The organism is uncultured Aliiroseovarius sp. (genome assembly GCF_947492455.1).
Lineage (GTDB): Bacteria > Pseudomonadota > Alphaproteobacteria > Rhodobacterales > Rhodobacteraceae > Aliiroseovarius.
The window spans coordinates 158,846-181,178 of the sequence record NZ_CANLNB010000003.1 but is presented as its reverse complement, the minus strand read 5'-3'; the positions used below and the strand labels follow the sequence as shown (position 1 = coordinate 181,178).

Sequence of the window (22,333 nt, the reverse complement as noted above, 5' to 3'; positions counted from 1 at the left end):
CTGACGCCCTATGCGGAGGGCGTCGGGTGCATTCTGAACGCAGTTTGCTCATCGTGTGTGGTTACCAAGTTCAATGACGAGGGGAATGAACGGCAATCCTCGGGTGTCCGCCGGATCACTGGAACGCGTCAGCAAAGGTGGCGGCGCGGCTTGATGCGCGTTGGGGATGCCAGTCGGCTTTATGGTCTTTTGCGCAGCGACAGGCTGGAAGGAATTATCCCAGACACCGCTCCGGAAGGGTGGGACCATTATACGGCGGCAAAGATTGCATTCCGTGGGCCGGTCCTAAAAATCGAAGTTGACGCGATGCGCCGACATCAGACCGCCACCGAGGACTACCGCCGGATGATCCACAAACAAGAGCGCGGCTGGCTTGGTCGAATGACCTTTGCCCGTCATGTCCTTAAACTTTGCCGCAAGGACCCTGAAATGAAAGCCGCGAGGGTCGCCGGTCAACTGGCCATGGCTTCTTACTTTACCAAACATACTGGCCATGGCTTCTTACTTTACCAAACATGTGGCGATGAACCTTCCCGCTGGGCGATTGCTCTTTCCGGTGCGCGCGATGTTGATCCTGCTGGCTTTCGGAATTGGAGGCGTCGCATGGATACTTCCCTGAGCGATTTCAACGATAGACACGCTGGTCCTTGCGGCATCATCCGTGCCGGTGGAAAGAGCGTCAAATTCTCGGGGGCACAGGGGAACCACAAGGCCCTTGCTTTGGTGGATGAGACAGCTTTGTTGCTGCATGCAGCTGCCAGTCTGGTGTGTGGTGGCGCCGAAAAAATCGTGGTCCCGACGGGCAGCAATCACAACAAACTGCGCGAAGGGCTGCAGCTGACGGGTGCGGGTGATCGGGTTTTTGGCATTCTGTCTGTGACGCCGAAAGAAAAACCAGCCAAGCAGGTGCCTTTCGAATTGCGCTTCACTGGTGACAGCGCAGGAACCGCTGGACGACTTGCGCATGTCTCGGAACAAGAAATCGGTGACCTCGCGCTTTTGTCCTATACGGACGTGCTTTCTGATTCAGACTTTGCCGGGCTGCAATCTGCCGTCCGCGATGGGGCGGACGTTACTGTTATGGCAGTTCATCCACCGCTGCCCTTTGGTGTGATGCAAGTTGACGATCAAGACAGTGTGACCGAGTTCCGGGAAAAGGCACTTGGTACAGACCTTTGGATCAATGGCGGCGTCATGGCGATCAATGCAACGATATTGAAAGAGATTTCGTCGCCGGCTGAAATGCTTAAAGAGCAGATCATGGAAGAATTGACCGCACAGAGGCGCGTACGCGTTTTCAAACACATGGGACACTGGTACGCGGTCAACACGCAGAAGGATTTTCGGCAACTTCAACAATCGCTTGCTTCCGAAAATGGCGACTGGGAAAAGTGGTCCAGGGTGGTGATCGAGCCAGCTTAAGACCCATATATCGAGGACCTAGAGGTAGCTTATCTGTTGTAAATTATTGGGGCTTCCGGTCGTAAGCAGTGTTTTTGGAGTGTCGGAGAAACACTCTCGCGCACGCAAGCGGCCAAGTCAGGCGAAAAATTTGTCACTGGCGCCAGATACAACCCCAGCACCGAGCAGGCATTACGGGCAGCCCTAAGCAAATCTTCACAATCAATGGGGCACACACCTTGATTTAAGATCCGCCAAGGCAATCGTCCCAAGGCTAAAATTATTCATTGCTGAAGCGAGTGCCTTCATGCATCAATTGAATGACCCAGACAATAAAGGCATTGCGCGCTGCTGTCGGGGTGAGCGGAGCCCGTCTGCTCAGGTTGAACCTTTCCGGTTTGATGCGTGCAACAGGCTCCTTTCATGACACCGGCGGCGCGCCGCCTGAACCTGAAGGGCACTCCATGCTTCACAACGATCAACTTGAACACTGGGATCGTGAAAACTTCTTTCATCCCTCGACACATCTGGCCGAGTTCGCACGGGGGAACGTCCCCCATCGCGTTATCACGGGCGGCACCGGCTGTCACATCGAAGACCGCGACGGAAACCGCCTGCTGGATGCATTTGCGGGGCTTTATTGCGTGAATGTGGGCTATGGTCGGCCCGAGATCGCTGAAGCCATCGCCGATCAGGCCCGCGAGCTGGCTTATTACCACTCCTATGTCGGGCACGGGACCGAGGCGTCGATCACCCTGTCCAAAATGATCCTTGATCGGGCGCCGGACCATATGTCGAAAGTGTATTTCGGTCTGTCCGGATCGGACGCGAATGAAACCAACATCAAGCTGATCTGGTACTACAACAATATCCTTGGCCGCCCAGAGAAGAAAAAGATCATCTCGCGCTGGCGGGGGTATCACGGTTCCGGGCTGATGACAGGATCGCTGACTGGGCTCGAGCTGTTTCACAACAAGTTCGACTTGCCGTTGGCGCAGGTGATCCACACCGAAGCGCCCTATTATTTCCGCCGTCCGGATGTTGCCCAAACCGAGGCCCAGTTCGTGGCCCATTGCGTGGCCGAGCTGGAAGCGCTGATTGCGCGCGAAGGCGCCGACACCATCGCCGCCTTCATCGGCGAGCCCGTTCTGGGCACGGGTGGGATCGTGCCGCCCCCCGCGGGTTATTGGGACGCGATCCAGGCGGTGCTGGAAAAACACGACATCCTTCTGGTCGCGGATGAGGTCGTCACCGGGTTTGGCCGGTTGGGGACCATGTTCGGGTCGGACCACTATGGCCTGCGCCCCGACCTGATCACCATCGCCAAGGGGCTAACGTCCGCCTATGCGCCGCTGTCGGGCACCATTGTGTCAGACAAAATGTGGAAGGTGCTGGAGCAAGGCACGGATGAGAACGGACCCATCGGTCATGGCTGGACCTACTCTGCTCATCCCATCGGTGCAGCAGCCGGGGTTGCGAACCTGAAACTGATCGACAATCTGGATTTGGTCACGAATGCGGGTTCCGTTGGTGCCTATCTGAATAAAGCCATGCAGGACACATTGGGGCAACACGCCAATGTGGGCGAAGTGCGCGGCGAAGGGATGCTCTGCGCGGTCGAGTTCGTTGCAGACAAGGACAGCCGCAGCTTCTTTGATGCCAGCGACAAGATCGGCCCGCAAATCGCGGCCAAACTGCTGGAACAAGACAACATCATCGCCCGCGCCATGCCGCAGGGGGACATACTGGGCTTCGCCCCGCCCTTCTGCCTGACAAAGGGCGAAGCAGACCAGATTGTGGCCGCCACCGCGCGCGCCGTTCACGCGGTTCTGGGGTAAGGAGACATCAATGACACATAGCAACGCACCTTTCAGCCAAGCAGAATACGACCGCCGGATTGCCCTGACCCGAAGCGCGATGGCGCAGGCCGGGCTGGACGCGATCTTTGTCACCGACCCGTCCAACCAAGCCTGGCTGACCGGCTATGACGGCTGGTCCTTCTATGTCCATCAGGGTGTGATCCTGACGATGCAGGGAGAGCCGATCTGGTGGGGCCGCTACATGGACATGATGGGCGGGCGCCGTACCTGCTGGATGGATCACGAAAACATCCTTGGCTATGGCGATCACTTCGTCCAATCGACCGTGGTGCATCCGATGCAAGACCTCGCCGCGCATCTGAAAGCACGGGGTCTTAGCACCGCACGGATCGGCGTCGAGATGGAGAACTATTACTACTCGGCCAAGGCCCACGCGGTTCTGACCGACGAGATGTCTGAGGCCACGCTGGTGGACGCGACGGCCTTGGTCAACTGGCAGCGGCTGGTCAAATCCGAGGACGAGATTGCCTTCATCCGCAAAGCCGCACGCATCTCCGACAAGGTGGTCCAGACCGCGATTGATCGCGCAGCACCGGGCGTGCGCAAGAACGATCTGGTGGCTGACATCATGCATGCGGGAATTACCGGGGTCGGCGACGACTGGGGCGACTATCCCGCGATCGTGCCTCTGACGCCGTCTGGTCTGGACGCAACAGCCGCTCACCTGACATGGAACGGCGCCCCGATGCGCGAGGGCGAAGCGACCTTCTTTGAACTGTCGGGCTGCTACCGCCGCTATCACGCGCCGCTCTGCCGGACCGTGTTCCTTGGCACCCCCTCGGACGAGATGCTGCGCGCGGAGGGTGCGCAGCTTGAAGGCATCGAGGCCGGATTGAACGCCGCGCGCGCGGGCAATCGTACCTGCGACATCGCCAATGCCTTCATGGATGTCCTTGCCAAACACGGGATCAAGCGCTCGGGCCGCATGGGCTATCCCATCGGCCTGAGCTACCCGCCCGATTGGGGCGAGCGCACCGCCTCGATCCGAAGCGAGGATGAAACCGTTCTTCAGCCCGGCATGGTCTTCCACTTCATGCCCGCGCTCTGGATGGACAGCTGGGGGCTTGAGACGACCGAGACCATCCTGATCCGCGACGACGTTGCAGCCGAGCCGATGTGCAGCGTCGACCGCAAACTCTTTGTGAAAGGCTAACTCATGCTGATTGATGCCAAGCGCATCCTAAAAGACCTGATCGCCTTTCCGACGGTCTCGGCGGACAGCAATCTTCAGATGATCGGCTATATGGCGGATCATCTGGAAGCCTGCGGTGCGCGGGTCGAGGTCTTTCACGATCCCACGGGGCAGAAAGCCAATCTTTTTGCCACGCTGGGACCGGATACCGATGGTGGGCTGGTCTTGTCAGGCCACAGCGACGTGGTGCCTGTCACCGATCAAGACTGGACCTCGGACCCGTTCGAGATGGTCGAGCGTGATGGACGGCTTTACGGACGTGGGACCTGTGACATGAAAGGTTTCATCGCCGCGACACTGGCGATGGCCCCTCACTTCGCAAAAACCCCGCGCACGGCGCCCATCCACTTTGCCTTCACCTATGACGAAGAAACCGGCTGTATCGGCGCGGGGCATCTGGCGCAATCGCTTAGCGAACGCGGGATACGCCCCTCGATGGCGTTCATCGGCGAGCCGACCATGATGCGCATCATTGAAGGGCACAAAGGCTGCTTCGAGTACACGACGCGTTTTCAAGGGCTCGAAGGACACGGCTCGGCCCCCGATCTGGGCGTGAACGCCGTGGAATATGCGGTGCGCTATGTGGCGCGGCTTTTGGAATTGCGCGAACAGCTAAAAGGCATGGCCCCAAAAGACAGCCCCTTTGATCCACCGTGGACCACGATGAACGTCGGCGCGCTTCATGGCGGCAGCGTGCACAATGTGATCGCCCCGAAAGCGCAGGTGGATTGGGAAATGCGGCCAGTGCAGAATTCGGACGCACAGTTCGTGAAGCATGCTATCAGCACCTACTGCAACCACACACTTCTGCCCGCCATGCAGGCCGTTCATCCAAATGCCTCGATCGAGACCGAGATCGTCGGCGAGGTCGCAGGCCTGATCCCGGTCGAAAAAAACGAGGCCAAGCGCATTCTGTCTGAATTGACCGGGGCCAATTCGGCAGATGTCGTCCCCTTCGGGACCGAGGCCGGGATCTTTCAACAGCTTGGCATGGATGTGGTCGTCTGCGGGCCGGGAAACATCGAACAGGCGCACAAGGCGGACGAGTTTCTTGATATCGACCAGCTGTCGAATTGCCTGACTATGCTGAGAGAGATCGATTTGGCCTTTGCCAATGAAGTGTTGGACGAATAGCCAAAGGAACCAGATTTTTCCCTCCATCTGACTTTAGCGCCGACCGGCCCGATTTCTAGCCGCCAACAGGAGCGAGAGCGATCAATGTCGCGCGCAAGGACGTGGAAAAACCGCAGGTGGCTCGGGATCAATAGAACCCAATTTCCAGAACATCCACATTGGCTTGGTGGTCTCGGCCAAAGGCCACCACACCGACCGATTTTACAGAACCTGCGCGCGGTTCTGTTCTGAGCATCCGGCCTGACGCCTTGAAGGCGGAAAAGGGAATGCGCACTTCTGTCCACTCTGACGTGACTTCGAAGCTTCCTTGATAATACTGCCACGGCAATACTGTTCCGCCGGTCCGCAGATGGATGAAATAGGTTTGATCGTTCCCGCGTGCGATAAGCCTTACGCCCTGTGTATCATTTGAAAGCTTTGTACGAAGTTCCGTTCGGAACTGAATGAAGCCACCGCGGTTTTCGGTGCTGACATTCCCGGTCATTCGCGCATATCCAGCCCCGTTTTCCTTCTCAAAGCGCACCTGGCCTGTTGATACACCGCCCATCACTGTGTCGGCAAAGAACTCCCAACGGTTTTGGGGGTCATTATCGAAAGTTTCCAGCATCACGTGTTCTCCGAAAGCGGATGTCGCGAAACAACCGAAGGAAAGGCAAAAGCACAGAGCCGCTGCAAGGGTCTTCATTGGCCTGGTCCCGATTTAATTGCGGTACAATAGAACTGTGTTGGGATGGTCAATGTTTCAAGGATCGTTCTGCGACGGGGTTCGTCCGCTTCTAGACCGCTTAGGAAAAGGCTTTCCGCAAACGCGCCATTCTTTGAGCCTCAAGTGGTCCAAAGGCGCCTTTGAACCGTATTACGAGAAATGGGAGACGTGAGAGTGGACCGAGCAACACTGTTGTCCGCGCTGGCTTTTGCTGCCTCTAGTAAGAAACAACTGCTATCACCCGCGCCCCTCGCGCCTATCGGAGGTCTTCTGACTTGAAATCTACGCGCAAGGTTACGTGCTCGAAGCTGACTCTTTACTACGACGGTTCATGTCCTTTGTGTGCGTCGGAAATCGGGTACTATAAACGGGCCGATCGTGATCAGGCCTTGGAATTTATCGACATTTCGTCAGAGCGATTTTCCGGGGATGACAGGATCAATCGAACAGACGCAATGGCACGCTTCCATGTCCGATTGGCAGACGGTCGGCAAGTTTCCGGCGCGCGGGCGTTCGTTGAGGTGTGGCACCATGTTCCAAGCTGGCGCTGGCTGGCAAGGTTGGCAAGGCTTCCGGGCGCCGTGCCTATCCTGGAAGTGCTTTACCGTCTATTCCTAAAAGCTCGTCCCGGAATCGTGTGGGGCTTCAGAAAATTACAGAAAATAACCGGCAGGGCCTCATGAAAAACATTTCTTCGCTTCTTCTTTTCTTGATTTTGGTCATGGGAGGTGGGATCGCTATTGGCACGCTCACCGCGCCGGGCGAATGGTATCAAAACCTGCAAAAGCCCTTCTTCAATCCACCGAACTGGGTTTTTGGCCCGGTGTGGACAGTGTTGTATCTGGCAATTGCCTATGTTGGTTGGCGCGTATGGCAGCATGAACATCACGCGGCTTTGCGACGCCTCTGGATCATTCAGATCGCCTTGAACTTCTCTTGGTCGCCGATATTTTTTGCCGCTCAACAGCCCGCGCTGGCGCTTGGCATCATCCTCTTTCTATTCCTCACCATCGCAATCTTCATGCGGGCCGCGTGGCGTCTGGATCGCCCCTCCGCTTTGCTTTTCACGCCATACATCGCTTGGGTGGGCTTCGCGTCTGCCCTGAATGCAGCGATCGTTCTTCTCAACTAAACAGGAGATCTGCTTTGAAAGGACATGCGCTCGTCATTGGCGCCTCAGGTGGCATCGGTCAGGCCTTGGCGGCTGAACTGAAGACAAGGGGAACGCAGGTGACATGCCTTTCTCGCGCGCGCGATGGCCTGGACATCACCAACGAAGATGCTGTGTCTACGGCCCTTGGACGTCTCGAACCCCAGTTCAACAGGATCATCGTGGCAACCGGCATCTTGTCGGGCGCAAAAGGACCAGAAAAATCACTGCTGCCCTTGTCCAAAGACGAGATGGCAAATTTATTCGCTGTGAACACGATTGGCCCCGCGTTGGTCTTGAAGTATGCCAAACGCCTTCTGCCGAAAAACCAAAGAGCTGTGTTTGCAGCTCTCTCGGCGCGTGTGGGATCTATCGGGGACAATGGCCTTGGCGGCTGGTATTCCTACCGCGCCTCAAAAGCGGCCCTAAACCAAGTGATCAAAACGGCATCAATCGAATTAAAGCGGACGCACAAACATCTTGTTTGCGCGGCCTTACACCCCGGCACCGTGGCAACAGAGTTCACACGGAACTATCCGCAACATAAGACAGTTTCACCGCAAGAAGCGGCAGGCAACCTGCTGGACGTCATCGATCGCCTCACGCCTGACGACAGCGGACAGTTTTTCGACTGGGCCGGAAAAAGGGTTCCATGGTGACCGCGCCTTCTGAACCGAGGACCACCAGCGCGCGACCACGTATCGTTCTGATCTTGGGGGATCAGCTTTCACCCGACATGCAGGTCTGGCCTCATGAACTATGCGGGGTAATCAGCCCGAGGGCGACCGGTGGACCTACGACGCAGAAAACCGCTCCCTCAAACGCGACCTGTTCATGCCTCAGCCGTTTCAGATCAGTCCGGACGCCATTCCAAACGAGGTTCTTGATTTGGTCGAGGCCAAGTTGGCCGACAATTTCGGCACTCTTCGTCCGTTCTGGCACTCAGTCACATGGGACGGCGCGCATGATGCCCTCAGCCCTTTCATCGAACATTCACTGCCTCAATTCGGGGCCTAACAGGATGCGATGTTGGGCGGAGATTTGGCCCTAGGCCAAGCTTTGGTCTATTGACACAATCAGCGGGTTTAAAACGATGCGCGGCACGCCCGGAATCGACTTCCATCGCTGACGCCAACGCACATCAGCGCCTCGTGAAGAGGCGTCCTACCACCGGGGCACAAAGAACGACGACTACGATCCTCAGGATGTGGTGCGTGACCACATAGGCCAGATCCGACCCCGCGATGATCGCAATCACCACCATCTCGGCCTGACCGCCGGGCAGGAAGGCCAGAAGCGCATCAAGGGACGGGGCAAGCTCCAAGCGGGTGATCAGGATGAAGAACCCGAACGAGATCACGCCAAGCAGGACGGAATAGAGGACGCCGGCAAAGACATTCACGCGGATTTCCCGGCTAGTGATCCCGACATATTTTACGCCCACCGCGATGCCGATGAAGAATTGAGCGGCCTGAATGATCTCGGCCGGGGGGCGGGTCTCGATTACGCCCGCCAAGGACAAGGCGGTGGTCACGATCATCGGCCCCAGAATGGACGCACCAAACAGGCCGATCCGTTCGAAAAACTTCCAGCCAAACAATCCGGCCGCGACCATGATCGCGATCTGCGCGGGCGAGATGACCGACATCGGCTGCCCCGGCGCAACACTCAGGTCCAGCCCCCAAACATATTGCATCAGGACAGGCGCACAGCTGACCAGCACGACGACGCGGGTTGCGTGGATCAAGGACAGTGCACGCGGGTCGCCGCCTGCTTCCTCGCCAAAGACAAGCATGTCCTGCAGCCCGCCGGGCATGGCGCTGTACCATGAAGTAACTGGATCCAGACCGAAAACATGACGCAGCAGCGGGTATCCCACCACGGCAATGGTCGCGATGAACAGCGGCACGAAGGCCAAGGAACTGGCGATCTCGGGCATCCGGCCCAACAGCTCGGGCGTGATCGAGCTTCCGACCGCGACGCCAAGGAACGTCCGCATGAACAGGCCAAACTGTCCCGCGCCCTTCAGTTGCATCCCCGCAAGGGCAGCAATCAGGCAGGCAGACATCGGTCCAAGCAGGAACGGCAAAGGCAGCCCGAGGATGAAGAACCCCAGACTGCCTGCACCTGCGATAAGAAAGGTCATAGCACGCGACATGCTGTTAGCCTTTCACCATAATTGACATAGATATCAATCCCCTTCTGCCACGCCTTCCTGACGGGCCTTCGCACGACGCGCGCGATAGCTTGGGATGACCACCAGCAGAACCGCAATCACCAACAGACCAAGGGTCATTGGACGGTCAACGATGAACCCGATCCCATCATAAAGCTGCATCGAGCGCGAGAAGTTGTCCTCCAACATCCCACCCAGAATGAAGCCGATCAGCAGCGGCGCCAGCGGGTAATCCGCGAACTTCAGGACCGTCGCACAGATGCCCATGCCGACAAGGATCAACAGCTCGGTCGCGTTGTTCTGCCCGATATAGCTGCCCATCAATGTAAAGAAGAGGATGAACGGAATCAGGTAGTTGCGCGGGATGGCCAGAACCTTGGCGATATAGGGGATCAGCGGCAGGTTCAGGATCAGCAGCACAAGGTTGCCGATATACATCGAGATGATGACCGCCCAGAAGATCTGCGGCTCGTCGATCATCAGGCGCGGACCCGGTGTGACGTTCAGCGCGATCAGTGCGCCCAGCAGGATCGCCGTCGTGCCCGAACCGGGAATGCCAAGCGTCAGAAGCGGCACGAACGAGCCGGTGCAGGCCGCGTTGTTGGCGGTTTCCGGTGCGGCCAGACCCTTGATGGCGCCCTTGCCGAACTCCTCCTGCTCTTCCTTGGTCGCGATGTTGCGTTCCACCGCATAGCCAAGGAACGAGGCGATGGTCGCCCCCGCGCCCGGCAACACGCCGATAAAGAAGCCCTGAATCGACTGGCGACCAATGACCGGCGCAATCTTGCGTCCCTCTTCTTTGGTGATGCGCAGGTTCTCGATCTTGCCGCTAGCACCTTGGGCCGACCGTTTCGGGTTCAGGACCAGAAACAGCGCCTCGGGCAAAGCGAACATCGCCATCGCCAGCGTAATGAAACTGAAACCCGACTGCAGATCCATCAGCCCCATGGTGAAACGCGGCATGTTGAACAAGGCACCCTCGCCCACTGTGGCCATGACAAGCCCCAGCAAGGTCATCAGGATCGCCTTACCCACGTTGCCGGTCCCCGCGAAGGCCGCGATGGCCGACAGGCCTACGACCATCAGGGCGAAGTACTCGGCCGAGTGGAACAGCAGGGCGACAGTCGACAGCATGGGGGCAAAGATCATCAGAAGCAGCGCCCCGATACTGCCCCCCGCGAACGAGGCGATGGCCGCGATGGTCAGCGCCTTACCGGCCTGCCCTTTCCGGGCCATGGGGTAGCCGTCGAAACTTGAGGCTACGGTCCCAGCCACGCCCGGTGCGTTCAGCAGGATGGACGAGGTCGAGCCGCCGAAAATGGCGCCGTAGTACACACCGGCCAACAGGATGATGGCAGCCGACGGATCCCCGATGGTGATGGCAACCGGGATCATAATGGCGATGATCGACATCGGGCCCAAACCGGGCAACATGCCAATGAACGTGCCGATCAGACAGCCCGCAATCACCATCAGAAGGTTTTGGATTGAGAATGCGGCGCTAAGGCCGATCAGAAGTCCTTCGATCATGTCTCAGCTCCTTAAATAAAGAACGGCCAGGGGCGCAGGAAGATGCCCAGCACCTCGTCCACCAGATACCAAACGATGAAGCTGGCAATGGCCGCGATAGGCAGAAGGATATGGAACTTGCGTTCGCCCAGCGCGAATGCTCCGCAGCTTAGAAAGGCGAAGGTCGCGAACAGGAAGCCTGCGGGACGTAGAAGCAGTGCATAGGCCACCATCAACCCCAGCAGCGTCAGTGCTTGGCCCAGATGATAGTCCCCGAGGCGGCGATAATCGATGTCCGGCTCTTGGTCGCTTTCCGGCGCTTTTTCGAACCCCAGCAGAATGAACAACGACGTGGCGATCGTTAGCACGGCCAGAACCTTGGGGAAGGTGCTTGGCCAGATCGGGTTGCGCTGCATGAACGGCGGCAGCGACGCGTCCATGGTGAAAAATGCGGCATATCCGTAGGCCAGCGCGGCGCATAGAATGATGAATGATACCCAGCGATCCAAAGCCATCAGGTTCCTCCTTGTTCCGGTAGTTAGGAAGGGGCGTTGCCCCTCTTGAGCCTGCGGCTCAATTCACCCCAAGGTATTTTGGGCAAGAGGAAAGAGGTTGTTAACCAATCTCCTGCTAGGCTCCATCTACGGTACAGGCTGAGGAGCCGATGACCGTGCAAGGGGAAGGTGTCTCCTTCCGCGGGGAGGGCGTGTGCTCTCCCCTTCCTCTTGCCCGAAATACCTCGGGGAGCGCGAGGGGCTGGCCCCTCGCACCCGATGTTTTAAAGGAAGCCGAGCTTCTTCATGAGATCGCCGATGACCTGCTCCTGTCCTTCAAGGAAGGTTTTGAAGTCATCGCCCGAATTGTGGATGTTGACCCAGCCATTGCGTGCGCGCACGGCTTCCCATTCGGGGGTGTCATACATCTTGGCGATGGCCTCTTGGTACATGGCCAGCTTGTCGGCTGGCAGGCCGGGGGCTGCGAAGAACCCGCGCCAGTTGACGAAGGTGGTATCGATCCCTTGTTCCTTCATAGTCGGGGCGTCATAGGCGGCGACACGCTCGTCCGCGGTCACGCCAAGGATCTTGACCTCGCCGGCTTCGGCCAGGGCCACGGCTTCCGAGAACCCGGTCGACAGGGCTGCGATTTCGCCCGACAGCAGGGCTGCCATGGCTTTACCGCCTGCGTCGTACGGGATGTACTTCACGGCCAGCGCATCTTTGCCTGCGGCCTCCATCACCATCGCTGCGACCAGATGGTCCATGCCGCCCGGAACCGAACCGCCACCGATGGCGGTGCCCGATGCATCCGCGTCGAACGCGGCCAGCAGGTCGCCCATCGAGTTCAGCGGGCTATCCTTGCCCACAACGATGGCCGCGTAGTCACCGATGGTGCCCGAGACCAAAGTCAGGTCGCGGAAGTTATGCGGGAACACGCCGGTCAGCGAACGGATCACGATCGGGGTCGAGTTGACCATCAGCGTGCCGTGCTGGCTGTCAGCGTTTTCGATCAGATAACCGATGGCCTTACCACCGCCGCCACCCGACATGTTTTCGTAGGATGCGGTGCCAACCAGACCTGCGCCAGTCAGCGCTTCGCCGGTGCCACGTGCGGTGCCGTCCCAGCCGCCGCCTGCGCCACCGGGGATCAGGAAGTGAATGCTGTCAACGACCTTGTGGTCATCAGCAAAAACCGGAGCAGCAAGGCTGAGCGATGCAGCAGCAGCGATAAAGGCGCGACGGCCCAATGTGAATTTCATGTTTATGTCCTCCCATTTGACATTGGCGGCGCTTGCCGCTCATGTCGGAAGAAGGTGACAATCTAAGCTGACACAAAGCTGACACGACTAAAAAACGAGCAAAAAGAGAAAATCTTTCATGCGATTCTTGCTGATCGAAGACAACGAACAACTGGCCGAGGCTGTCGTGGACAGGCTGATGCTGGATGGCCATGTCGTCGACCACGCGCCCGATATTCAGACGGGGCATGACTTCACCGCTACAACATCTTACGACTTGATTTTGCTTGATATTATGCTTCCGGACGGCGACGGTCGTACCTTTCTTGCACAGCATCGCAAGCAGGAAGAAAGCACGCCGGTCATCGTCCTGACCGCGCGGTCTGAAGTCGCGGATCGTGTCGGCCTTTTGGATCTTGGCGCGGATGATTACATGGTGAAGCCCATCGATTTTTCCGAGCTTGAAGCACGCTGTCGCGCGGTGATGCGCCGTCGCGGAGGCGCTGCTCAGAACCTTTTAACCCTCGGCAATCTCCGCTTCGATTCGCTGTCGGGGACCCTGAAACTGCCCAATCAGGACATCCAATTACGCACCCGCGAGCTGCGTCTTTTCGAGGTTCTGGCCAACGCGCCCGGGCAGGTGTTTTCAAAATCCACGCTAGTGGACCGGCTGTTTTCCTATGACGAAGACGTCACCGAAAACGCGATCGAGGTCTATATCGGGCGGCTGCGTCGCCACCTTGATGCCTCAACCGTGAAGATCACGACCATTCGCGGGCTCGGCTATAAGCTCGAGGTCGCATGAGCACGCCGGTCGCACATGGCTCGATCCGCCGCAGGTTGTTGTTATCGCTTCTGGCAAGTGCAGCCGTCTTGGCGATTGTTGTGTACTTCGTGGTGCAATCCGTAGCGCGGCAGGTAGCGCAGGAAAGCCAAGACAACGTATTGACCGCCTCTGCCCTGTCGATTCTGGACAGCGCGCGTCTAAGCGGCGGTGAGATCAGCATCGACCTGCCCTATTCCGCGCTTTCGATGCTGGACAGTATCTCCGACGAGCGCGTGTTTTATGCCATCCGTCTTGAGGACGAGTTCCTGAGCGGTTACGCCGACCTGCCGGAGCCCACAGGTGATCCGAATGGCACCTCTAGCTTTCTTTCAACCACGTTTCTGGGCGAGGACGTCCGTGTCGTGCTGGTGAAGCGGCGGATGTCGACGGATACTGGTCGAAGCTTCCTGAAGGTCTCGGTCGCGCAGACACTATCCGGGCAGAAACAGGCGCTTGCGCGGATCTCGCGGACGTCAATGGGGATCGGGGCGGGGTTCTTCCTGGTCTCGGTGTTGCTGGCGGCGCTCATCTCGCGTAGTACGATCCGCCCGCTGGATCGGCTGACGGGATCCGTGTCGCGCAGGGGGCCGAAAGACCTGCGCCCGGTCGCTGCCCCCGTCCCGTCCGAGATGGTACCGCTGGTTGCGTCTCTCAATTCGTTCATGCGCCGTTTGCAGCAATCCCTGATGAGGTCCGAGGACTTTATCGCCGAAGCCGCGCACCGGGTGCGCACGCCGCTGGCGGTTGTCCGCACCAAGGCCGAGGTCGCTCAGCGCAAATCCGACGATCCCGAAACCCGCAAAGCACTGAGGGAGATGATCCGCGCCATCGACGACAGCTCGCGCACGGCGGGGCAGCTTTTGGATCATGCGATGGTGACGTTTCGGCTGGACCATCTGGCGCGGGAAGATGTCAGTCTGCATCGTCTTGTGCAGGACACGGTCGAGCGCATGCGCCCGACGTCGGAACTGAAGGACGTCACACTTGAAGCGACCGAGGTCGAAACGGCAGTCATCAAGGGCGACCCCATACTTGTGCAAAACGCGCTGCACAATCTGTTGGATAATGCGGTGAAATATTCGCCGTCTGGCGCTGAAATCCACGTCGCGCTGACCATCGCCGACGACGGCGCAAAGATCAGCGTGCAAGACACCGGGCCCGGCTTCCAAACCGATGAGTTGGACGCGCTTCCAAAACGCTTTGCGCGCGGTGCGAACACACAAGACATTGTTGGCTCTGGCCTTGGGCTTACCATCGCAAAAGAAGTGGTCGAGGCCCACGGCGGCACCCTACACATCACGAACAACCCAGGAGGCGGCGCATGCGTCAGTTTGCTCTTTCCCTCGTCCTGATCTTCGCGGCCGGTTGGGCCAGCGCCTTCGAGGCGGAAGAGGTCGCTCGGTTCGGCCCGGCAGATAGCGACCGGGAACTGCGGATCATCTCGACCGCCGATATCGCGTTCTTTGAGCCGATGATCACGTCCTTTCTGGCCACGGCCCTCAGCACATCCATCGAGTACACGGTGGTCAGTTCGTCTGAACTGCAAAAGGCGATTGTCGATGAAGGCGAGGCGTTTGACGTGGCCGTGTCCAGCGCGATGGACCTGCAGACCAAGCTGGCAAATGACGGCTGGGCCCAACGCTTCACGCCCGCGGCCACCAGCGCCCTACCAGACTGGGCCGTGTGGAATGACATGCTGTTTGCTTTCACGCAGGAACCGGCGGCCATCGTCGTGTCCAAGTCCGGCCTTGGCGACTTGCCCGTGCCCGACAGCAGAAATGACCTGATCAACCTTCTACGCCAGCACCCTGATCTATTCCGGGGCCGTGTTGGCACCTATGACGTGCGCCAGTCCGGCCTTGGCTATCTGTTCGCCACACAAGACACCCGCGCCTCGGAAATCTATTGGCGCCTGACCGAGGTCATGGGCGCGCTGGATGCTCAGCTTTATTGTTGTTCGTCCGACATGATCGACGCAGTGAAATCCGGCGAGCTGCTGATCGCCTATAATGTCCTTGGTAGCTATGCGATCAACCGCGAAGACCGGGATGAGTTCGCCATCATCCTGCCGTCGGATTTCACCACAGTGATGCTGCGGACCGCTCTGATCCCCAGCAATGCCCCGTCATCTGACCTTGCGGCTCTGTTTTTGGACCACCTCATGACAAGATCGCATGGGCAAGACGCGCAGCTTCTGACCAACCCTGCGCTTGTCCTCAGCCAGAATGAAGCCGCCTTGAACCGTATCCGGATCGGGCCCGGGCTTCTTGTGTTCTTGGACCAACTCAAGAAACGCGCGTTTCTGTCGGAATGGGAAAGCGCCATATTGCAGAAGTGAAACAGCTTCGCATATGCGCCCAACATGTGGTCACCCAACCCGAGGGACACAGAGGTGACACAGAACGCATGCAAATTGGTGACACAACGCGTGAACGGGTGACGACTACCGCCAAACCGGTTCCAAAACTTCCAAATCTGGAAAAGAGATTTGGTGGAGCCTTGCGGGGTCGAACCGCTACCCTCCTGCACGCCATGGGCGAGATTGGTTTGTCAGCTCATTTGAGGAGAATCGAGCGAAACTCACGGAAACAAACCTATCTACAGCCTCCGAGAAGGCGTGGTAGTCAGTGCGGAAGGTGCACTTTGATACCGTCTGAGGGAAACTCGTTAAGTTTGGTTAGCGTGACCAGAGAGTGACACAAAACAATACTCAAACACGCATTGCGTAAAGCAAGTGACCTCTCACAAAATTCAGAAGTCACCTAATCACAAGCACCGAGCATGGCGCTCGTCTTGCCAGTCGCGATGCGGTTGATCCCAGTGCATAACCCTCGCTTCCGGGGCGGCTTGCGCCGGTGACGATCAGGTCCGCGCCGATCTCTTCGGCGTAACTCGCGATCACCACGCCGGGCTTGCCCGCTAGGGTTACACGCTCAACATCGTCCTGGCCGGTCAACGTGTCTGCAAAGGCTTTCCTAATCTCTTGAACCATCTTCTTCCGGTCGGGCTTCACCATCGCGTATTCGGCGACGTAAGAGGGAATATCTTCGAGCACCGAAACCGCAATGATGCGGCCTTCTGCCCCCCTCAATTGCCGCGCAGCTTCGAGTTTTCGGGCAAGCGTTTCGGTGTGGTCCAGAGCGACCGGAACGAGGATGGTTTTGAACATGGTGATCCCCAATAAATGGCCGGGGCGCGTGGCCCCGGCGGTTGGTCTTAGGTTGCGACGTGAGACACGTCTTTGTCCGGCGAGTAGATATCGAGGATGTTCCAATGCCCCGTCGTGGGTGTCGGGTTGTTGATCATCGGAACGTCCAGAACCGTGGGCTTGCCGCTGGCAATGGCTGCCTCAAGCGCAGGAAGCAGCTCGTCCGCAGACGTAATCCGCACCCCGACGGCCCCATAGGCCTGCGCGATCTCGGCATAGCCCGGCCCATTGGTGGGCGCGGCGGCGGTGCCGGGGAAAGTCGTGCCATAGGTCAGCCCATAATGGGCTTTTTGCAGCCCAGCGATGGTGCCGAAGGCATTGTTGTTCATCACAAGCCAGATGATGCCCAGATCCAGTTCGACCGCAGTCGCCAGCATCGACGGGTTCTGGCCAAAGCCGCCATCGCCCACAAGGCTGATCACCACCCGATCCGGCGCGGCCAGCTTGGCGCCAATCGTCGCCGGGGGGCCAAAGCCCATCGTGGCATAGCCACCGGGGGTCAGGATCGAGCCGGGTGTCAGGATATCGAACTGCTGCCCCACCCCGTTCTTGTTCCAACCCACATCCGTGGTGATGATCGCATCGTCCGGCAGTGCCTTGCGGGCATCCGCCAGAATACGCTCCGGCATCATCGGGAACGCGGACGAGGTCTGCATCTCGGTGTTCGAGGCTTTGAACGTGGTGCGGAAGTCGGCAATCTCGGCCTTCTTTTCCACACGCGGGAAGCCATCGGGGTACATTTCCTTCGCGACACGAGTCAGCACGCGCAACGCGGCTTTGGCGTCGGCGACCACACCGATCTCGGTCGGATAGTTGCGTCCGATTTCCTGCGGCTCGATGTCGATATGGATGACCTTCGTTGTGTCATCCTTCCCGCCGATGTTGAACGTGTAGCCCGGATACCAGCTGGAGCAATCGGCCTCTTTAAACCGCGTCCCTACGGCAAAGACGTAGTCCGCATTCAGGCAGGATTGGTTCACCAACTCGGTGCCCCAAAAGCCCGTCATACCCATCACCAGCGGGTGATCATCGCGCAGCGCGCCCTTGCCCATCAGGGAATGCGCGACTGGCAGGCCCATATGCTCGACGAACTCACGCAGTTCTTCGCTGGCCTGCGCCAGAAGGATACCACCGCCCACATAGGCCACAGGGCTGTCTGCCTGCGCCAGCTTCTCGACAATCTCGCGCGCGGTTTCGTCGTCGATCGACGGCTTCTTCAGTGCGCGGGTGTTGTCGAGGATCCGGTCAAACGTGTCCGAAGGGATCACTTCCGAAAAGATATCCATCGGCACATTGACCAGAACCGGACCGGGCTGACCGCTTTCGGCCAAGTGGAACGCCTTTTCCAGGATCTCGGCCATCAGGTCCGCCCGGTCCACGCGCCAGGCGCGTTTCACGAAGGGGCGATAGATTTCCCACTGGGCTGCGTCCGCGTGCAGGTTCACCTCTTGGTGCGGGTGCTTGCCATAATAGTGGGTCGGAATGTCGCCTGCGATCACCACCATCGGTATACAGTCGAGCGCCGCATTTGCGACCCCGGTGGCGCAGTTTGTCAAACCGGGAGAGAGGTGCGACAACACCACCGAGGCCTTACCCGTCACACGCGCATAAGCGTCTGCCGCGTGACTGGCGATCTGTTCATGGCGCACGGTGATGAAATCAATCGGGCTTTCGGCAAGAGCTGCCAGAACCGCGATGTTGGTGTGACCACACAGGCCAAACACATGCTCGACCTCGCGCCGTTCCAGAAAGTCGACGATATGTTCGGCAACCGTTTTGCCCGTTACGTTCGCTCCGTCCATCACGCGACCTCCTGTCCGTAGAACTCGCCGAACAGCTCTTCCTCCGAGGGGCGGTCTTCGGCGATGGGCCGCGAGACCCATGTGTAGTTCATCATGTGTTTCATGGTGACGTTTTCATTGGTGATGTTGCCGCCCCAGATGCCGCAGCCCAGCGAACTGGTCATCGGCATACCGTTGGTCCACGCACCTGCATTGGCCTTGGATTGCGGCTGACGCACCATCATGCGGCTGACTGGGGCAAGACGCGCCAGACGGTCGATGTTTTCGTCATTGTGCGAGTAGATACCGCAGGAATGGCCTTTGCCGCCGGTGGCGTAGATTTGGCTGACCGTGTCCAGCGCATCATCGAAGGTCTCGAAGTGATACAGCGCCATTAGCGTGGTCAGTTTCTCTTTCGAGAACTTGTGCTCTGGCCCGATCTGGCCTTGGTTTTCAACCATCAGGAACTTGCGATCTTCGGGGATAGAGAACCCGGCGACCTCGGCGGTTTGCTGCGGACGACAGGCGATGGTCGGGAAGGTGCGGTTGCCCTTCTCGTCCCACATAGCAGCTTCCAGCATCGCCTTTTCTTCGGCACTACACAGATAGCCACCCTCGGCCTCCAGCGCCTTGACCATGTCGTCATAGATCGACTTCTGAATGATGATGTTGCCATCCGCCGAACAGCCAGACCCGAAATCCGAGGTTTTCGAGATGCGCGTGTTCATCGCGGCGATGTCCAGATCAGCGGTCTCGTCGATGACGATCGAGCTGTTGCCCGCGCCAACACCATAGGCTGGACGGCCCGAGCTATAGGCCGCTTTCACCATCGGTTTGCCGCCGGTGGCCAGCGTCAGATCACAGATCTCCATCAGGTGCTGGGTCAACGGGATCGACGGCTTGCGGATCGCTTGGAACAGATCTTCGGGGGCGCCGACAGCGCGACAGGCCGCGCGCATCACTTCGGTCATTTCCCACGTGGTCTGGGCTGTGCGTGGGTGGGGCGAAAAGATCACCGCATTCCGCGCGTTCGCTGAGGACACACCGGTCACAGGCGGCGTCATTGCCGGGTTGGTCATCGGGATGAGCGAGGCAATCACGCCCGCAGGTTTGGCGTATTTCACCAACCCTTTTTCCTCGTCCACCTCAACGATACCGGTCGACGGCGTGCGCAGTACATCACGCAGCACCATCTGGATCTTGAAGCGTTTGGCGGGGCGACCTGCGCGATCTCCGATGCCGCTTTCATCCACGCCCTGCTCGGCCAGACGGGTGAAGGTTTTCTCGTTGCCTGCATACCACGCAATTGCCTGTGACAGACGGTCCAGTTGCTCCTGCGACCAGTCTTCGATTTCTGCCATGGCGGCACGCGCACGCGCCAGCATGTCGGCCGCCAGCTGGCGGTCCGCGTCAGTGAGCTCTTTGCTCATGATGATCCTCATTGTGTTGGAGAGTAGCTGCATCCGGCATCCGGCGCTGAGAGCGCGCCTCGCCGAAGGTTCGTTTCGCGTGTTGCAAGCAACGCCGCGCATGTTCTTCGTATCCCAGTTCCGCCACGCGGCTTTGGTTGGGCAGTTCAATCGAGTAATCCACCGGCGGCATCCGCTCGATAATGCCGGCGAAATCAATCCAGCCTTCGCCCGGATAGAGCCGTGCATCGCGGGCCAACTGGATCATCCCCTCGCGTGTGTCCGCGATGCCCGGCAGGCAGTCCGAGATGTGCAGGAAGTGAAACAGTTCGGACGGGACGTGCAGAAGCTCGCCCAGATCGACGCGGCTGAGGTGCAGATAGAGCGTATCCACCAAAATGCCTCCGTTCGGGCGGTCCGCCGCGCGCACGATGTCCAGCGTCTCGTCCAATGTCCGCAGGCGCGAGAAGGACGGGAATTCCAGATCAACAGAGATGCCATAGGGCGCGGCCAGGTCGCAGGTCTCGCCATAGACGTCGACAAGGAAGTTGCGGTCGTCTCGGGTCGGCGTCCAGGCCGACATAATCATCCGCTTGGCCCCCAATTCGCCGCCCAGTTCCAAGGCGCGCTCGAAACTGCGGGGGTCCACATCTTCGGTGATACGGGCCAGTTCTACGTCCAGCACTTTCAACCCGGTCGAGGCCAGCGCTGTTTTCGTGGCCTGCACCTGCGCCTTATCCACGGGGGCTTCCGTGAACTCCCCCGGTACTTTCATCGGGATGAAGCGCGGGCTGACAGCGTCATAGCCCGCGCGCGCAGCGATATAGACCAGCTCGGGCGGCGAGGCCCCGATCAGGGTCAGATGCGCCAATGAATACAGCGGTGTCTCATCGGCCTGTTGGGCGGTGTCGGGCATGAAATGGGCTCCGGACGAAATCAGCGAGTCGCAGGTTTATCCTACGTGATTTAAAATATCTGATATTTTTTAAAATATCAATTACTGATTTCGAACCCGGATCCCTGCCCGGTTTGGGTCAGATCGCGACCCAAGCTCCGCCTTGCTCATTCGACCGCACCGAGGCCGCAATGAACTGTACCCCGGCGGCACCTTCAGCCACCTTGGGGAAGTTCACCCAACCATCGGGGATCGCCACGCCATCGCGGCGCGCGGCCACCGCCATGGCAAACTCGGTGTAGAGGTTGGCCCAAGCCTCGATGATCCCTTCGGGGAACCCGCGCGCGGTGCGGACCAGACGTTCGGTGGACGCACTGACCCCGTGGCCGTGGCCCCGGCTGATCACCCGATCCGCTTCACCAAAGCGATAGAATTTCAACTGCTCGGAGTTCTCCAGATCCCATTCCACTCCGCCCTCGGACCCGTAGATCCGAAGCCGCAATCCGCCGCGATTGCCCGGGGCAAGGCGGGTCGCCATCAGCGTGCCGGGCACATCCCCCTGAAAGCGCGTAAACATGAAAGCCGTGTCTTCCAGCGGTTTCGGCGCGCCGCAGACATGGAACTCAGCACGCAAATTGGTCATCTCCAACCCGCTGACAAAGCTCGCCAGATGCGCGGCATGGGTGCCGATGTCACCCACACAGCTTGTTGGCCCCGAGATTTTCGGATCGAGCCGCCATTTCACATGCGGCGCGTCGGCCACATCGTCGGGGGTCATCCAGTCCTGCAGGAACTCCACATGGATCTGGTTGATGTTGCCAATGCGCCCCTCGGCCACGATTTCGCGGGCCTGACGGATCATCGGGAAACAAGACATGGCATAGCCGACGCCGAACACCTGCCCGGATTGCGCGGTCAGGTCGATCAGCGCCGTGGCCTCGTCCACCTCGTTGGTCAGGGGCTTGTCGCAGATGACATCAATACCCGCATCCAGAAACGCTTTGGCGGCGGGGAAATGCATATGGTTCGGCGTGGTGATCATTACCGCGTCGACTCCATCGGGGCGGGCGGCTTCGGCCTTTGCCATGTCTTCGAACGACGCATAGCTGCGGTCCGGGTCCATGAACCACTCAGCCCCGCGCGCCTTTGCGCGCTCGGGGTCAGACGACAGCGCACCGGCCACCACTTCCCAACGGTCGGTCATCCGTGCCGCGGTGGCCTGCGTGGCCGAAATGCGCCCACCACCGACAACGCCAAGGCGCAAGCGACGCGAGAGGGCCGGAAAAGGCCCATTGAAATCCAACTTTTCAGGCAGAAGTTTCTCGGTCATT

Annotated in this window: 21 protein-coding genes; 11 read left to right on the top strand and 10 right to left on the bottom strand. The window is 59.0% G+C overall.

Annotated features, from left to right (window positions below; all coding sequences use genetic code 11):
* Positions 1 to 57 precede the first annotated feature (57 nt).
* The 4 genes from Q0677_RS07675 (at position 58) to argE (ending at position 5,607) form a co-directional block, all read left to right on the top strand.
* A complete protein-coding gene (locus Q0677_RS07675; RefSeq protein WP_298907998.1) occupies positions 58 to 1,422 on the top strand; it encodes a sugar phosphate nucleotidyltransferase in 1,365 nt (454 codons plus the stop codon).
* 443 nt (positions 1,423 to 1,865) lie between these two features.
* Positions 1,866 to 3,239: an aspartate aminotransferase family protein gene (locus Q0677_RS07670; RefSeq protein WP_298907996.1), complete on the top strand. Its 1,374-nt coding sequence runs from the start codon at positions 1,866 to 1,868 to the stop codon at positions 3,237 to 3,239.
* A 10-nt stretch (positions 3,240 to 3,249) separates the two neighbouring features.
* A complete protein-coding gene (locus tag Q0677_RS07665; RefSeq protein ID WP_298907993.1) occupies positions 3,250 to 4,434 on the top strand; it encodes a M24 family metallopeptidase in 1,185 nt (394 codons plus the stop codon).
* A 3-nt stretch (positions 4,435 to 4,437) separates the two neighbouring features.
* The gene (argE, locus tag Q0677_RS07660; protein WP_298907990.1) at positions 4,438 to 5,607 is read left to right on the top strand and encodes an acetylornithine deacetylase; all 1,170 of its coding nucleotides are present in this window, start codon (positions 4,438 to 4,440) and stop codon (positions 5,605 to 5,607) included.
* Between the two features lie 127 nt (positions 5,608 to 5,734).
* Here argE and Q0677_RS07655 read toward each other — a convergent pair whose 3' ends face one another.
* On the bottom strand, positions 5,735 to 6,292 hold the full coding sequence (locus tag Q0677_RS07655) for a CIA30 family protein (protein ID WP_298907987.1): 558 nt from the start codon (positions 6,290 to 6,292) through the stop codon (positions 5,735 to 5,737).
* Positions 6,293 to 6,588: 296 nt separating this feature from the next.
* On the opposite strand from Q0677_RS07655, the gene Q0677_RS07650 reads away from it, so the two are divergent.
* The 4 genes from Q0677_RS07650 (at position 6,589) to Q0677_RS07635 (ending at position 8,480) form a co-directional block, all read left to right on the top strand.
* On the top strand, positions 6,589 to 6,996 hold the full coding sequence (locus Q0677_RS07650; RefSeq protein WP_298907984.1) for a thiol-disulfide oxidoreductase DCC family protein: 408 nt from the start codon (positions 6,589 to 6,591) through the stop codon (positions 6,994 to 6,996).
* The gene (locus Q0677_RS07645; RefSeq protein WP_298907981.1) at positions 6,993 to 7,445 is read left to right on the top strand and encodes a TspO/MBR family protein; all 453 of its coding nucleotides are present in this window, start codon (positions 6,993 to 6,995) and stop codon (positions 7,443 to 7,445) included. The genes Q0677_RS07650 and Q0677_RS07645 overlap by 4 nt, the downstream gene beginning before the upstream one ends.
* Positions 7,446 to 7,459: 14 nt before the next feature.
* Positions 7,460 to 8,122: an SDR family NAD(P)-dependent oxidoreductase gene (locus Q0677_RS07640; RefSeq protein ID WP_298907979.1), complete on the top strand. Its 663-nt coding sequence runs from the start codon at positions 7,460 to 7,462 to the stop codon at positions 8,120 to 8,122.
* 100 nt (positions 8,123 to 8,222) lie between these two features.
* Complete coding sequence (locus tag Q0677_RS07635) at positions 8,223 to 8,480, top strand: cryptochrome/photolyase family protein (RefSeq protein WP_298907976.1); 258 nt, start codon at positions 8,223 to 8,225, stop codon at positions 8,478 to 8,480.
* Between the two features lie 124 nt (positions 8,481 to 8,604).
* On the opposite strand, the gene Q0677_RS07630 is transcribed toward Q0677_RS07635, so the two are convergent.
* The 4 genes from Q0677_RS07630 to Q0677_RS07615 form a co-directional block, all read right to left on the bottom strand.
* Positions 8,605 to 9,609 (bottom strand): AbrB family transcriptional regulator, encoded by a 1,005-nt coding sequence (locus Q0677_RS07630; protein WP_298907974.1) that lies wholly within the window; start codon positions 9,607 to 9,609, stop codon positions 8,605 to 8,607.
* Positions 9,610 to 9,654: 45 nt separating this feature from the next.
* Positions 9,655 to 11,169: a tripartite tricarboxylate transporter permease gene (locus tag Q0677_RS07625; RefSeq protein ID WP_298907972.1), complete on the bottom strand. Its 1,515-nt coding sequence runs from the start codon at positions 11,167 to 11,169 to the stop codon at positions 9,655 to 9,657.
* A gap of 11 nt (positions 11,170 to 11,180) precedes the next feature.
* Positions 11,181 to 11,663, bottom strand: a complete 483-nt coding sequence (locus Q0677_RS07620) for a tripartite tricarboxylate transporter TctB family protein (protein ID WP_282181762.1) — start codon at positions 11,661 to 11,663, stop codon at positions 11,181 to 11,183.
* A gap of 263 nt (positions 11,664 to 11,926) precedes the next feature.
* Positions 11,927 to 12,904: a tripartite tricarboxylate transporter substrate-binding protein gene (locus Q0677_RS07615; RefSeq protein WP_133488903.1), complete on the bottom strand. Its 978-nt coding sequence runs from the start codon at positions 12,902 to 12,904 to the stop codon at positions 11,927 to 11,929.
* 118 nt (positions 12,905 to 13,022) lie between these two features.
* Here Q0677_RS07615 and Q0677_RS07610 point away from each other — a divergent pair, with 118 nt between their 5' ends.
* The 3 genes from Q0677_RS07610 to Q0677_RS07600 are packed head-to-tail and all read left to right on the top strand — an operon-like array spanning position 13,023 to position 16,047.
* Positions 13,023 to 13,688, top strand: a complete 666-nt coding sequence (locus Q0677_RS07610; RefSeq protein ID WP_298907964.1) for a response regulator transcription factor — start codon at positions 13,023 to 13,025, stop codon at positions 13,686 to 13,688.
* Positions 13,685 to 15,061 (top strand): sensor histidine kinase, encoded by a 1,377-nt coding sequence (locus Q0677_RS07605; protein ID WP_298907962.1) that lies wholly within the window; start codon positions 13,685 to 13,687, stop codon positions 15,059 to 15,061. Before Q0677_RS07610 ends, Q0677_RS07605 begins: the two co-directional genes overlap by 4 nt.
* Positions 15,031 to 16,047, top strand: a complete 1,017-nt coding sequence (locus Q0677_RS07600; protein ID WP_298907959.1) for an ABC transporter substrate-binding protein — start codon at positions 15,031 to 15,033, stop codon at positions 16,045 to 16,047. The genes Q0677_RS07605 and Q0677_RS07600 overlap by 31 nt, the downstream gene beginning before the upstream one ends.
* A 420-nt stretch (positions 16,048 to 16,467) precedes the next feature.
* On the opposite strand, the gene Q0677_RS07595 is transcribed toward Q0677_RS07600, so the two are convergent.
* The 5 genes from Q0677_RS07595 to Q0677_RS07575 form a co-directional block, all read right to left on the bottom strand.
* Positions 16,468 to 16,878 (bottom strand): universal stress protein, encoded by a 411-nt coding sequence (locus tag Q0677_RS07595; protein ID WP_298907956.1) that lies wholly within the window; start codon positions 16,876 to 16,878, stop codon positions 16,468 to 16,470.
* Between the two features lie 47 nt (positions 16,879 to 16,925).
* Positions 16,926 to 18,719 carry a thiamine pyrophosphate-binding protein gene (locus Q0677_RS07590; RefSeq protein WP_298907954.1) on the bottom strand — a complete coding sequence of 598 codons (1,794 nt, stop codon included), beginning with the start codon at positions 18,717 to 18,719 and terminating at the stop codon, positions 16,926 to 16,928.
* Complete coding sequence (locus Q0677_RS07585; protein ID WP_298907952.1) at positions 18,719 to 20,128, bottom strand: aldehyde dehydrogenase family protein; 1,410 nt, start codon at positions 20,126 to 20,128, stop codon at positions 18,719 to 18,721. Before Q0677_RS07585 ends, Q0677_RS07590 begins: the two co-directional genes overlap by 1 nt.
* Complete coding sequence (locus tag Q0677_RS07580) at positions 20,109 to 21,023, bottom strand: sugar phosphate isomerase/epimerase (protein WP_298907950.1); 915 nt, start codon at positions 21,021 to 21,023, stop codon at positions 20,109 to 20,111. Before Q0677_RS07580 ends, Q0677_RS07585 begins: the two co-directional genes overlap by 20 nt.
* Before the next feature lie 118 nt (positions 21,024 to 21,141).
* Positions 21,142 to 22,332 (bottom strand): Gfo/Idh/MocA family oxidoreductase, encoded by a 1,191-nt coding sequence (locus tag Q0677_RS07575; RefSeq protein ID WP_298907947.1) that lies wholly within the window; start codon positions 22,330 to 22,332, stop codon positions 21,142 to 21,144.
* Position 22,333: the final 1 nt, after the last annotated feature.